The following is a 14,064-nucleotide window of genomic DNA, read 5'->3' as shown; positions in this document are numbered from 1 at the left end:
CCTTAACAACTCAGTTATTATGCAGGTTTATACCAACAAGGATAATGAGAGTGCTGCTTTGGCTTATGATGAAACTAATAATACATTAAGATATTTGCGTCCTTCAGTTTATAGCACATGGGCTAATGCATCTGATCTTGGTTATCCTATAACAGACTTTATCAAGGTTGCAGATGGCAGCGATGACGAAGCAGCAGTATATGCTCAAGGCTTCAAAAACGGTTATATTAAGGTATTGTTAAAAACTCAGGTTGACTTTGACGAGGATTTGAACATCATAGAGTACACCGTAGAAATCGGTTATTCTACAATCGGAGCAACATATGACAAGCAGACTAATTTCTTCTCCACTATAAACTACTCCAACACTATAACAGAAGAAACAGTTTCAAGTTCTGTTGCCAATGCTTACGATTTCTTGAACATTCCTGATAACAAAACCTTGGTAGCAAAGTTCGTTGATGCTTATAATAAGGCATTTGATATGGGATTTAGCTGCGGTGTTCCTTCACCTGAAGGTATCCTTTGGTGGACCACTGGAAAGAGCGGTATTGTAAAACTCACATTAAAAGGTGGTAATGGTACAGCTAATTTCTGGGGTGACAACACAATAATGATTTATGACGTTGACAATGGTGTGGTTCGTATCTCTACGGGTGCTATTGCGAACGTATATGCAAGTGAAGGTGCGTCGGGTAACGGATGGGCAACAACTGATATGATGATTAATACCAAAACAGGTACTATCGTTCAGCAGTTCAATATTACAGATACTGAAGTAACCGACAGAGCTATTTATATCATCATACCTAATGGAGACACAACTCAGGCAAGCAAAGAAATAGGTATTTATGATTTTCAAGCTAACAAGAATGGTGGAGAATGGGTATCATATCTCTCTCAGTTCGGCGGAACTTCAATTTCTTCAAAACCTGTAGTAATTGAAGACGAATATAAAGCTGGCGAAACAATAACTATTGATTTTTCAAAGTTTATTGTTAACAATGCCAACTACTACTTAACTTGGAACTTAAAAACAAATAAGGGTACATTGTCAGAAAACGGTGTTTGGACATATAAACCGGATTCAAATGAAGACTTTAGCGTAGAAGTTGAAGTATATTCAGCTTTTGACAAAATCACATTGAAAGCTGATGTCAATATGGCAAATGCAAAAGCAGGCACTAATGTTGTTGGAATTGTTATAGGCGTAGTTGCAGGCGTCATTGTATTGGCTGCTGCAGGCATAATAACCTATGTCCTTATTAAAAGAAATAAAGAAAATAAAGATTAATTAATTTTAACAAAAGAGGAAACATCCTACATGGAGAGATAAATATGAAATACGAAATAATGCGACAAAAAATATCTGAAATTTCATCTAATCTAGAACCTCGGCTAAAGAAAATGTTTGAAGCGTGTTTTTATTCTAGTATAGACACGGCTGCCAAAACCATGGAGGATGGGACAACATTTATGCTGACGGGCGATATCCCTGCCATGTGGCTGCGTGATTCTGCAGTACAGGTTATGGGATATCTTCCCTATGCAAGCATTGACCGTGATGTACAAGACTTGATAAAAGGGCTTATAAAACGGCAATTACAATATATTTTATTAGATCCGTATGCCAATGCTTTTAACGCAGAGCCTAATAATCAGGGACATAAGGATGATATTACTGATTTTGACAGCCCTTGGATCTGGGAAAGAAAGTTTGAAATAGATTCCTTATGCTATCCTTTATGGCTTATAAAAAAATATTATGAACAAACCAACGATTATACCATCTTAGATGATTTGTTTACTAAGGCGTTGGAAGCAATACTAAAAACTTTTGAAACAGAACAACATCATTTTGAAAAGTCAAGCTATTTTCATTATCGACCTAAATACCCGGAGTTTCCTACTCTTCCCAATGAGGGAAGAGGGGGCCCCGTGGGTTATACTGGACTTATTTGGAACGGTTACAGACCTAGCGATGATGTTTGCCAATATGGATATTTGATTCCGTCCAATATGTTTGCAAGCGTAATACTGCGCTGGATTGTTACTTTGAATTTGCCCCAAAACCTAAAAGAGCGTGCAAACAAGTTGTTTAATGACATAGAAAATGGATTAAAAAAGTTTGCTATTGTTGAACATTTCAAATATGGTAAGATATATGCCTATGAAGTTGACGGATTGGGAAAAGTCAATATAATGGACGATGCCAATGTTCCCAGCTTATTGTCCTTGCCTTATTTGGGTTATTGTAAAAAAGATGATGAAATATATCAAAACACCAGAAGATTTATTTTAAGTAAAGACAATCCCTATTATTATGAAGGCAAATTTGGAAAAGGTGTGGGAAGTCCGCATACTCCGGAGAATTATATATGGCATATTGCCGTAATCATGCAGCTGCTTACCACGGATGACAAAAAAGAAAAGCTGGAGTGCTTTAATATTTTGATGAATACTGATGCTGGCAAGGGTGTTATGCATGAGAGCTTTAACAAAGATGATCCTAACCAGTTTACTAGAGAATGGTTCTGTTGGGCAAATACATTGTTTGCAATGGCAGTGATGGATATGCTGGAAGGAAATTTATTATGAAAAAGATAATTTCAATTATCATAGGAGTGGTTTTGATAGCGTCGTTTGAATTAAGCTGTGCAAATCCAAAAAACGATATGTTTGATGGATTTGATGCCACAGCAAAAAAATACGCCCAAATTAGCGTTGAACTAAATGATTTGGTAAAAGACAATTATTGGATAAATGATACTTTATTTGCTTTTCATTATTATCCCAATTATGATGGCGATAGTGACAAAGCAATGAGTACCGCTTATGCTTGGCCTTATACTGAAATGGTGGCAAGCAACTGGCGTATCGCTACTCTTTCTGATGCTGCAAAAAACTATATTTCTGATTTTTATAAAAATACTCTTGAAGGATTCAAATACTATAAGTCAAGACGAAATGATTATTTGTGTTATACCGCTTCGCGTGCTGCTGTTGCTGAATTAGGAAGCGGTGATACTTATTATGACGATAATATTTGGATTGCAAGAGAATTTCTTAACGCTTATGAAATCCTTGGCGATGAAGAATATTTGAATAAAAGCAAACAGGTGATTGAATACATATGGAGCGGTTGGGCAAAAGACGAACTAGGTGGTATTTATTGGTTTGAACAGCGCAAAGAATCCCGTAATACCTGTTCCAATGCACCTGCAGTAATTTTATTCTCAAGGATGTATGAGCATACCAATGATCAGAGTTATCTTGATAGGGCAATACAGATTTATGACTTTTGCTTTAACAACTTGAGAGACCCTTCAGATAATGTTTATTGGGATAATATCAGCAACTTTGGAGTTGTTGACACAAGAAAATATACATATAACACTGGTAGTATGATTGCTGCTGGAGTTAAATTATATGAGATAACAAAAGACGAAAAATATCTTGACCATGCCAAAGCATCCGCTTTGGGTTCATATAATTATTTCTTTAAACAAAGCGATCGGGGTTATAAGACAATCAAAATGGATAACCCTTGGTTTAATGTTTTGCTTCTTGATGGATATGTTGAACTTTATCGCCATTATAATCAGGCTATAGAGTATATTCAAAATTACGAAGCTAATCTGAACTATGCATACCAAAACTTAAGAAGCGAACAGGGCTTTATGCCAGCCAATTGGGTTAATGGATTCCCCAAGGATAATCAAGGCAATGTAATTATTAAGGATCTTAATATACTTGATATGGCTGCTAACTCTGAAAATTTTGGATTGCTTGCTTATTTTTATAATTATATAAAAAAATAAGGAGACAGTGATGAGAAAGAAATTAAAAATTGTTATATCATTGCTTGTTTGCTGTATCTTAAGTATATCGTTTTTTACGGGATGCAGAGATAAAACTGTAATTCCTGACGATAAAGACAAAAACAAAAATGAGCAATATATTACAGTCAATAAAGAAAGAGCAATTTCTTATGCTAAAAAAATAAAAGAGTTATATTGGAACAGTGAAACTCAAACATCTAAGCTTATACCTGAGGGTGGAACACCATACCTTTGGCCTTATACCGAACAGGTTTCTATGGCAAACGCGGTATTTGAATTATTAGATGAAAAAGATGAAGACTATGAGATGATGAAAAATTATCTCAAAGAAACACTAGAAGGGCTCAGATATTATAGAGTAAGACAGGCAACAGGCTTTACCAATACAGAATTTGGTGTTTTAAACGAAAGCGCAAGTTCTTATGCGATGTATAATTCAGGCAAGTCAAACACCAAAGACATGGCCAACAACAATAAAGATGGAATATATTTTGATGATAATATTTGGGTTGCAAAAGAATATTATTATGCTTATCTAAACTTAGGCGATCAGAAATACCTTAATGAAGCAATCAATATTGTCAATTGGATTATAGGCGAAGGCTTTGAGACTGCAAAAGATGTAAAAACAGGCAAAGCAATGAACGGTATTTATTGGTTGTGGGGTGCTAAAGACAAACATCCTGGAATAACCGACGATACAAAAAACGCTTCGCTAAACGCATGCTCGTCAGCTCCCACAGCAATGATGCTGGTAAAGCTGTATAATGTAATGACTGATCCCAAGTTTGATGCTGTAAAAGCAAAATATCTAGCTACAGCCAAGCAAATTTTTATGTTTGTATATAACACTTTGCTCGATGAAGAAACCAATACCATTAAAGATAAGGTTTTTGTCAACGCAGATTCTGAAAATAATCTTTATCTTGGAATAATTGACGCTCAGATATTGCCATATAATACGGGTTGTATGCTTACTGCAGGAAAAGAATTGTATTTTAACGCTGTAAAATCTGGTCAAAACACTAATGCTGAATATTATAAAAAATGGATTAGTGATATGTCCGCAGGTTCTGACTTAAAGTTTGCTTCCAGAAATACAGTTGAAGGACAGTATTCATATCATAAAAACTCTTGGTTTACTTCATTTTTATTGGAAGGTTATATTGATGTAGCTTCAACAGGCGTTGATGTCAGCGAATATATTGAGCATATGAGAAGTGCTTTGGATTATGCTTGGAATAACAATAAAGCAGAAGACGGATTAGTCGCACCTTCATGGATTGTAGGTTGGTCAGAATATCCTGATACTGGTGTTTCTGAAGGCAATGGCAGACAAATTCTTTTGCAGGCAGCCAATGCACATTGCTATGCAATGTTGGCTAAGTATTACTCATCATTAGACTAAAATATGTTATTAATACAACAAGGGAAATAGTATTATTTCCCTTGTTGCTTTTATAAAGATAAATTGATTTATTTAAAGATTTAATATATAATTTTCACATATCGAATATAACATTAAAAATAAATAATATAAAAATATAGGATATTTAAAGATGGCTAATGGGGTTCCTATTTATATTGAAATTTATGAAGATTTTCACAAAAAAATATTAGAAGGGGTTTATAAAGAAGGGGATATGCTTCCTCCCGAAACGGATATTTGCAAGCAATATCTTGTAAGTCGCATTACCGTTCAAAAAGCATTGCAAAAACTTACTGAAAAAGGGCTGATTACTAGAATTCCTGGAAAAGGAACTTTTGTAAGCGGGATGTCCACAAAAGCTTCTAACAAAAAAGCATCAAGAGTCGGATTAATTTTGTGCGATTTTGGCGTTTCGTACGGAGTTAATCTTGTAAGATCTATAGAAAAGCATTTGAGTCAAAATGGAAAAGCTCTCATCATAAAAAATACTTATTTTGATAAAGACCGCGAGTCCGAGGCAATAATGGATATGTTGCAGCAGGATGTTGACGGAATAATCTTGCAGCCTGCACATAATGAAGTATTTAACCCTGTGATAATGCGTTTATCAATCAGCAAATTTCCTATGGTGCTGATAGACAGAGATCTAAAGGGCTTGGATTTGCCTTTTGTTGGTACGGATAATATTGCTAGTTCTATGAATGTTATGAACTATCTCTTTGAACAAGGACATAGGCATATTTGTTTTATGTCGCCTTCACCAGAAAACACTTCTACAATAGAAGAACGTTTAGAAGGTTTTAAAAGAGCATTTATTAGCCATAATTTTATAAATCATAGTTCTAATATTTTTACTGATATTATTACGCCTACTGTAAAACCTACACCTTCAATTATTAGAGAAGACATAAACAGAATAAAAGAACATATAAAAAACAATCCTCAACATACCTGTATTTTTGCGGAAGAGTATTCTGTATGTTCATTAGTAAAACAAGCATTAAAGGAGCTCGGAATGTCTGTTCCTGATGATATGTCATTAGTTACATTTGACAATATCAATGATCCTTTGTTTTTTACTAAAACAGCGTATGTCCGTCAAAATGAGAGTGAAATTGGTATAAGAGCGGTAGAATTATTGCTAAATACCATAAAAAGTAGAGGAAGCACAGCAAAAATTATGCTTAGTGGGGATTTTATAATAAACAGTTCTATTAAGAAAATAATTTAATTTTTAATCTGATTTTAATTTTATTCTTAAAAAACTCATATTGATTAGTGATATAATATATTATGTAAGATAACATATTTGGAGGGGATAATGTTTTGCAGATGTTGCGGAAGACCTATAGACAAATATGACAAATACTGCATATATTGCGGTGAAAAAGTCGTTGTAGGGCAGCAAGCACCTCCTACTTATCCTGTTGTTCAAAATGCTAGTCAAGAAACAAAATGGGCTCTTATTGTAGGTATAATTGCTCTGGTTATTTCTGGTTTTCAACCATTAGCTGGTTTTATATTGGGTATTATAGCGATAGTGCGTTCTAATAAGGAAAAACGGAAAGCAGCAATGATCTTGGGTGTTATAGCTATTGTTATATGTGTTTTTTCTGGTGTTATTGGTATAATTTATGAAACAGTTTTTAAAGAAATTTTTGAAGAAATTTTTGAAGAATTTGTTATCAAATTGACTTAATAAATTAAAAATCTACCACATCTTATACCGCCTTGAATATATCCCCTCATATTCAGGCGGTTATTTTTTTATTTAAAATAATTTTAAAAGATGTCAAATTATGGTATACTTATCGCATGAAGCTGATTTTGGCTAGCGCATCACCTAGACGACAAGAAATATTAAAGACCATAACAAAAGATTTTGAAGTAATCCCTGCAGATGTTGATGAGCACCTGGATATACCAAAGGGAAAAGATTATGAACAAAGGCTGTGTATGTCGCTGGCTCAAAAAAAGGCACAGGCAGTCTTTGATAAATACGGCAATTGCGTACTTGGTGCAGACACCCTTGTTTTTTTGGATAATCAAAGTTTAGGCAAGCCAAAATCAAAGACGCAGGCATTTGAAATTTTGAAAAGTTTGAGTGGTAAAACTCACAAAGTGATTACTGGAGTTGCCTTGATATCAAAAGTTTTTTTTCTTACCGATTTTGAACAGACTGATGTGACATTTCCTAATCTTAGTGATCAAGAAATTGTAGATTATATAGAAAAATATCAGCCTTTTGATAAAGCGGGGGCTTACGGCATTCAAGAAATAAAAGATATTTGGGATATAAAATTTCAGGGCAGTTACACCAATGTAATGGGCTTACCTAAAGACTTAGTCAAACAAATGCTGAAAACGGCGGAGGGATATAGTGTCTAAGATTCAGTTGGCATTAGAGATGGGTTCTTCATATACTTCAATTTATGTTGAAGGTTTGGGCGTTGTTTTAAAAGAACCGTCAAAAGTTGCTTTTTTGGAAAACATATCAGAACGAAATATAATAGAAGCCGGCATTAAAGTCAAAAAAATGCAAGGCAAAACTTCAGATAAAACCATTATAGTTTCGCCTATTAACGAAGGTATTATTATTAATACAACGGCGGCAACTGCAATGTTAAAAGCTTTTTTGAAAAAAGTTTTAAAAGGCAAGTTTTTGCTTAATGTCAGAGCAATTGTGTGTGTTCCCTGTGGTTTGACCAGAACACAACGCAAAGATTATGAAGATACATGCATCAAAGCAGGAATTAATGAAGTTATTTTAGTTGAAAGCGTTATTGCCGCAGGCTTAGGCATAGGTCTGCCGCTAGAATCGTCCAAGGGCGTGGCTGTAATAGATATAGGCGGGGGAACGACAGATATAGCCGTTATGAGTAATTCGGGCATAATTTCTGGTTGTAGTGTTTTTGCCGGCGGAATAATGATGGACGCTGCAATTATTGAATACATAAAGAAAAAATACGGTCTTATTATCGGAGAAACTACAGCCGAAAAGCTAAAGATAGAGATAGGTTCATTATATGACAATGATTTAGCTGAAAGCAAAGTTAACGGAATGAATTTAAAGACCCAAAACCCGTCTTATACCGTAGTAACAGCAAAAGATATTAAAGAAGCGATTGCGCCTTTATATAATAAAATTGCAGATGCGGCAGAATCCATTATTAATGTTTGTCCGCCTGAAATTGCAGCAGATATTTATAAAAACGGCATTTTCCTAACAGGCGGAGCAGCGAGCGTTTTGGGAATAGAACAATTTTTAGGTTCAAGATTGAAAGTATCAGTAAAAGTTGTAACGGATGCCTCGTATGCCGTTATTTTGGGAGCAGGAAAGCTGTTATCTGACGAGCAGTTATTACATAGCATTTTTGACCAAAATTAATATTTTATTAAAAACCCTCTTTGTCTTTTTATTTAAATTAACATAAAGAAAATAAAAACAGCTTCTGGCTGCTTTGTTTTTTTCTTTAATCAATTGTAAATATTTGGTTATTATGGTACTATATACGTTGAGATATTATTGACAGCTATTTTGTCAACAAAATACTTTACTTTTAGTTGCTACGGAGGGCATAGATGAAGGTCTTTAAGCCGATATATTATTCTTCATTGGCATTATTGATTATATTGTTTTTGATATTTACCGCTGTTGATTTTTGCGGCGTTAATGCCAAAGGTAATATAGATACTAATGAAGCATTAAGTCATGTAAGAAAAATTTTAAATGAAGCTCCTACAAGAGATATATATCTGGATACAGATAACCATGAAAAAGCGGTTAATTATATAGCTAATACTGCATTAAAAAATGATCTTGAACTTCAAGAACTCAGCACTTATACAGTAACTGATAATGATAAAATTAATAATACAGGAACTGTAAATGGATCTGTTTTTAGTGTAATAGAAACCACGCTAAAAAGCAAAGATATCAATAATTGGTATTCTGAAGTTGGTATTTCGGACAAGTATGTTGCGACCGCTGAAGTTAATCTAACCAATATCGCCGTTTATATTCCAGCAAAAGACGAAATCGGCAAAAGTGTATCCGAACTTACTTCAGACACCGTAATGTATATAACTCATTATGATTCAAAATATTATTCACCTTCTGCTAATAATCTTGCCATTGTCGGCGCTATGATAGAATCGATAAGAGAACTTAGCGATATATCCGGCAATAAAAACTCATTTTTATTTGTTTTTGCTGACGGCGGTGAATATAATGCCTTGGGTGCTTATGCTTTTAGAGAAAAATTCATTGGCTTTAACAATGTTTATTCCAGAGTAAAAGCAGCATATGCATTGGATTCTTTAGGTTCTAGCGGAGCTTTGGCTCTGTTAAATTCTACCGAAAACGCATCCAAGCTTGTTTCAAAATGGGCAATGGTAAACAAAAAAGCCTTTGCATCATCTGTTTTGGATGTAGCATCAAAAAAATATGACAGAGTATTTGATTATAATATCTTTAAAGATATCCCTGCCCTTAACTTTGCCAATATAGGTTCTGCTGAAACCGAAAATATGGTAACAGACAATCTTGACAATCTTAACAGCAAGTTGTTATCTCAGACAGGTGCTTTGATAGTACGTACTGCTAACAGTCTTGCTAATTATGATTTGAAAAAGTTACCTAGCTCAGGTTCAGTTAACTTCTCATTTTTGGGCGGCGTAATTAATTATAGTAATATAGCAAGTTATGTTCTTGCTTCTATATTGCTGGTATTGGCTGGCGTCGTAGTTGTATTTAACGCCAAAAAGAAATCCTTCTCGATGTTTGATGCATTAAAAGGCGCTCTTGTTCAATTAATAACCTTGGCAGTAGTGTTTGTTGTTAACCTAGCAATTTATTACGCTGTTGGGGGATTGTTGGCTGCGATGGGCTTTGTTAACATCCACGCATTGTCAACTTATATGCGCTCAAATATCGGATTGATAATCGCATTCTCATTTATAAGCGTAGCAATATCAATCGCTAGCTATTCATTGTTAAAAAAGATATTTAGAACTCGTGCGGCTGATACGGTAAGAGGCAATATCTTGATTTGGACATTGTTAAGCATAATTTTAGGATATGCAGTACCTAAGATTGCTTATATATTTATGTTTGTTGCATTGCTTGAATTGATTGTCGTACTTGTAATGATATTTACAAAAGACAGATTTAAACAAAGATTCAAAATGGACATTGAAAGAATTTTATTGTTCATTGTTCCTTTGATTTTGACCATTCCTGTAACATTTGGTGCAAGCTTGACCTTATATACAATATTAGGTCTTAACATGTATCCTGTCATTATGTTATTTACCGTTTCAACACACGGCTTTATAACACCATACTTTAACTATCTTGTGCCTGCACTTGATTCTTTGGCTAAAAAATTGCCTATGCGTACAGTAAGAATTCAAAGAGTTGTTACTGAAAAGATAGAGCACAAAGCTAAGAAAGGCAAATTTGAAGAACGCACCATAAAGAAAGTATTTAAAGAAAAACGTCCTAGAGAATATAAAAATTCTTTTGGAATAAGCGTAATAGCATTAATTGGTGTCATTATGCTGTTTATATTCTCTATGGTTGGACAAAGCTATGGCAAAAACTATACAAGTGTTCAGGCTGATAATTATTCTTCAAAAACTTGTATAGTTTATTACAAGAGTTTATCAGGAAGTTTTTGGTTAATTGAAGATCTTGATATGTATCGTTATATTAGCTACGATCTAGACGGCTATGAATGGGATCCTGTTTTGCGTGTATATAAGAAGGCTGTAAGCAATGTATCTAAAGGTTCACGTTCTTCTGACTTAACTCGAGGCGAAGAATTGGCAAAATTACAAAACATTACGACAACTACTGATGGCAATTCAAAGACCTTTACAGTAAGTTATACTAATATTCAAAGCAATTCAAAATTCCATTACGATTTAGAATTGACCAATGCTAAAAATATTAGCAAGGTTACAATAAAGACCAAAGACAATTCTGGTATAGTTGTTACTCAAGAAATTGATGTCAATACATCAAAGTCAACTTTGGTAATCAATAATTTAAAAGGCGAGAGCACGATAACTGTTACAGGTAAAAATTCTGTTTATAATGGCACTGTATCAATAAATGCTCAAGTTAGCTCATATCAAAACAGCAATCTTGAGACTGGTGATTTTTATGGCTTTGAAGAATGGGAAGATATTAAGAAAGTTGCTGAAGATAAGAATATTTTTGTTTATGTTGTTTTAAGAATTCAATCTTCACAGTCTATATAATCTCATAATAAAATCAGAAGTATATTTTAAAGAGCGGCTATATAAAACCGCTCTTTTTACAAAAAGAAATCTTATACATCGTAATGCCTTTATTTATAAAACAAGGAGCTAAATAATTGATCAGGCTCCTTTTTATTTTAAATTCTAGCATTGAAATTATATTTAATTTAATGTATAATTATAATATGAGGATCGGACTTACAGCTAATTTAAAAAAAGAAAATGCGCTTAATGTCTCTAAACTTGCAATAAAGAGTTTAATCAATCAAGGCATTACTGTCAGTATTGAAAAGTCTCTTTATGATGCTGATAATTATGGATTTGAAGACATTGAAAGATTTGAATTTGATGAGCTGATAGATAAAAACGATATAATAGCTGTTGCAGGCGGAGACGGTACTATTTTGCGTGCTGTAAAGTCATGTGCTATTAAAAACAAGCCGGTTTTAGGAATTAATATTGGAAAAATCGGTTTTTTGACTGAAACAGAAATTAATGAGTTGGACTATACTGCCAAGGCTTTGAAAAACAATGAGTTTACGATAGAAAACCGTTCGATGTTAAATGTCGTTAGCGGACAAGCTGAATCAATAGCTCTTAACGAGATAGTTTTACTTAAAGAAGCTACAGCACGAATAATTAATTTTGATGTTTATTCTAACGGCAGTCTTGTTGACAAATATAATGCTGATGGCTTTATCGTAAGCACTCCTACAGGATCTACTGCCTATTCGTTAAGTGCAGGAGGTCCAATTTTGAGCCCTGCAATAAAAGGGCTGGTTTTAACCCCAGTATGTTCTCATTCTTTGAGAAACCGTTCAATAGTGATAGGCGAAGACGAAGTAATTGAAATAAAAGTTAATACGCTTTCACCCAAAGCGGTTATTATTGCAGACGGAATACCTGTATCAAATTTTGACTTAAAGAAAATTATTATTTCCAAACACAAAATCATGGCAGGATTTATAAAAGTAAAACCTTCAGATTTTTATAAGAAGCTGCTTACAAAACTTAATAATTGGAGTACCAATAAGGAGTAAACATGGGAAGAACTACAAGACAAACCAAAATTCTTGAAATTATATCAAAAAAAGAAATCGAAACTCAAGAAGAGCTTGTCGCCGAGTTAAAAAAAGCCAATTTTGATGTGACCCAAGCAACAATATCAAGGGACATAAAAGAACTTGGGCTTATAAAAGTTTTAAGCGATTCGCGGAAGTATAAATACGCTTTAGAAAAAACAGGCAATTCCAATGTCAGCGTTAAATTAACTAATATGTTTAGAGAGAGCGTTATATCAATTGAAAACGCCAATAATTTAATTGTTGTCAAAACTTTGAGTGGAAGTGCAAATGCAGCCGCCATGCTTATTGACAAATCAGGCTTTGATGGGGTTTTGGGCTGTATAGCAGGGGATGATACTTTTTTGATAGTTTGCAAGGATGATTCTGTCGTTGACAAAATAATGCAAAAATTGAATGATATTATAAGATAATATGCTATAATTTATCTGTATGTTAAAAACTCTGGTCATTAAGAACATAGCAATCATAAAAGAACTTGAAATATCGTTAGAAAACGGATTGACTGTTTTGAGCGGTGAAACAGGAGCGGGTAAATCTATCATTGTGGACTCGCTCAATTTTCTGTTAGGTGCTAAGACAGATAAAACTCTGTTAAAAAGCGGTGAAAAAGAAGCCTGTGTTGAAGGTGTTTTTTACATAAATGATGTCACAAAAGAGCAGTTAAAATCTTTAGGACTTGAAGCTGATGACGATACTCTTTTGTTAAGCAGAACACTTAATGCAGAAGGCAAGACAGAATGCAGAGTTAATGGAAGATTAATTACACTTTCCATGCTGAGAATTATAACTGATTCTATGGTTGATATTCATGGTCAGCATGAACATCAATCATTATTAAAGTCTTCATCTCATATAAAATTACTTGATGCTTATACCAAAGATATAGAGCCTCTAAAAGCAGAAGTTGCAGATATTTATCATCAATACAAAAAATGCTTATCAGACTTGAGTTCTTTTGGAATGACTCAGGCTGAACGCGAACGCATGCTTGACCTTCTCAGCTATCAAATAAAAGAAATTAAAGATGCGGGATTAAAGAAGGATGAAGAAGAAGAGTTATTGGCAGAACGTGCCAAGATTGTAAACTTTGAAAAAATCACCCGTGCTTTAAGCCAGGCATTTGAATTTTTGGATGGATCAAGTGGTGCTGATTCTTCAATATCACAATCTCTTAATGCGTTAAGTACTATTACAAAATTTGATTCCGAATATGAATTGGTGTTTAATCGGCTAGAATCTGTAAAATATGAGATGGACGATATTATTTTGACATTAAAAGAAAAAGCTAGCGACCTAGATTTTGACGAAAAGATTGCAGATAAAATTGAAGCGCGTCTTGAATTGATAAAAAATCTAAAGAGAAAGTACGGTGCTGATTTTGATGAAATCAATAAGTTTTTAGAACGCGCTCAAAAAGATTTTGACAGACTTAATTCTAGCG

At 34.0% G+C, this 14,064-nt stretch carries 12 protein-coding genes; all 12 read left to right on the top strand.

Annotated elements, in window-relative coordinates; all coding sequences use genetic code 11:
* Positions 1-1,294: hypothetical protein (locus tag VIL26_02475; GenBank protein HEY8389809.1), on the top strand; the 1,294-nt coding region annotated here is incomplete at its 5' end.
* 44 nt (positions 1,295-1,338) lie between these two features.
* Entirely contained in the window at positions 1,339-2,598 is a 1,260-nt protein-coding gene (locus tag VIL26_02470; protein HEY8389808.1) for a glycoside hydrolase family 125 protein, read from the top strand.
* Entirely contained in the window at positions 2,595-3,821 is a 1,227-nt protein-coding gene (locus VIL26_02465) for a glycoside hydrolase family 76 protein (GenBank protein HEY8389807.1), read from the top strand. The genes VIL26_02470 and VIL26_02465 overlap by 4 nt, the downstream gene beginning before the upstream one ends.
* A gap of 10 nt (positions 3,822-3,831) precedes the next feature.
* Complete coding sequence (locus tag VIL26_02460) at positions 3,832-5,250, top strand: hypothetical protein (protein ID HEY8389806.1); 1,419 nt, start codon at positions 3,832-3,834, stop codon at positions 5,248-5,250.
* Between the two features lie 151 nt (positions 5,251-5,401).
* Positions 5,402-6,502 carry a GntR family transcriptional regulator gene (locus VIL26_02455; protein ID HEY8389805.1) on the top strand — a complete coding sequence of 367 codons (1,101 nt, stop codon included), beginning with the start codon at positions 5,402-5,404 and terminating at the stop codon, positions 6,500-6,502.
* Positions 6,503-6,592: 90 nt separating this feature from the next.
* Complete coding sequence (locus VIL26_02450) at positions 6,593-6,970, top strand: hypothetical protein (GenBank protein HEY8389804.1); 378 nt, start codon at positions 6,593-6,595, stop codon at positions 6,968-6,970.
* Between the two features lie 116 nt (positions 6,971-7,086).
* A complete protein-coding gene (locus tag VIL26_02445) occupies positions 7,087-7,659 on the top strand; it encodes a Maf family protein (protein ID HEY8389803.1) in 573 nt (190 codons plus the stop codon).
* Positions 7,652-8,659, top strand: coding sequence for a rod shape-determining protein (locus VIL26_02440; protein HEY8389802.1), 1,008 nt, complete (start codon positions 7,652-7,654; stop codon positions 8,657-8,659). Before VIL26_02445 ends, VIL26_02440 begins: the two co-directional genes overlap by 8 nt.
* Before the next feature lie 194 nt (positions 8,660-8,853).
* On the top strand, positions 8,854-11,538 hold the full coding sequence (locus tag VIL26_02435; GenBank protein ID HEY8389801.1) for a M28 family peptidase: 2,685 nt from the start codon (positions 8,854-8,856) through the stop codon (positions 11,536-11,538).
* A gap of 185 nt (positions 11,539-11,723) precedes the next feature.
* Positions 11,724-12,578, top strand: a complete 855-nt coding sequence (locus VIL26_02430) for an NAD(+)/NADH kinase (GenBank protein HEY8389800.1) — start codon at positions 11,724-11,726, stop codon at positions 12,576-12,578.
* A gap of 2 nt (positions 12,579-12,580) precedes the next feature.
* Positions 12,581-13,033: an arginine repressor gene (argR, locus tag VIL26_02425; protein ID HEY8389799.1), complete on the top strand. Its 453-nt coding sequence runs from the start codon at positions 12,581-12,583 to the stop codon at positions 13,031-13,033.
* A 19-nt stretch (positions 13,034-13,052) separates the two neighbouring features.
* On the top strand, positions 13,053-14,064 hold a 1,012-nt coding region (locus VIL26_02420; protein ID HEY8389798.1), incomplete at its 3' end, for an AAA family ATPase.

Source organism: Clostridia bacterium (assembly GCA_036562685.1).
Lineage (GTDB): Bacteria > Bacillota > Clostridia > Christensenellales > DUVY01 > DUVY01.
This window is presented reverse-complemented; position numbering and strand designations above follow the sequence as displayed.

Bases quoted from the DNA above. Each gene is read 5' to 3' on its own strand.
- VIL26_02470 (HEY8389808.1), top strand. From the start codon at position 1,339: ATGAAATACGAAATAATGCGACAAAAAATATCTGAAATTTCATCTAAT.
- VIL26_02465 (HEY8389807.1), top strand. From the start codon at position 2,595: ATGAAAAAGATAATTTCAATTATCATAGGAGTGGTTTTGATAGCGTCG.
- VIL26_02460 (HEY8389806.1), top strand. From the start codon at position 3,832: ATGAGAAAGAAATTAAAAATTGTTATATCATTGCTTGTTTGCTGTATC.
- VIL26_02455 (HEY8389805.1), top strand. From the start codon at position 5,402: ATGGCTAATGGGGTTCCTATTTATATTGAAATTTATGAAGATTTTCAC.
- VIL26_02450 (HEY8389804.1), top strand. From the start codon at position 6,593: ATGTTTTGCAGATGTTGCGGAAGACCTATAGACAAATATGACAAATAC.
- VIL26_02445 (HEY8389803.1), top strand. From the start codon at position 7,087: ATGAAGCTGATTTTGGCTAGCGCATCACCTAGACGACAAGAAATATTA.
- VIL26_02435 (HEY8389801.1), top strand. From the start codon at position 8,854: ATGAAGGTCTTTAAGCCGATATATTATTCTTCATTGGCATTATTGATT.
- VIL26_02430 (HEY8389800.1), top strand. From the start codon at position 11,724: ATGAGGATCGGACTTACAGCTAATTTAAAAAAAGAAAATGCGCTTAAT.
- argR (HEY8389799.1), top strand. From the start codon at position 12,581: ATGGGAAGAACTACAAGACAAACCAAAATTCTTGAAATTATATCAAAA.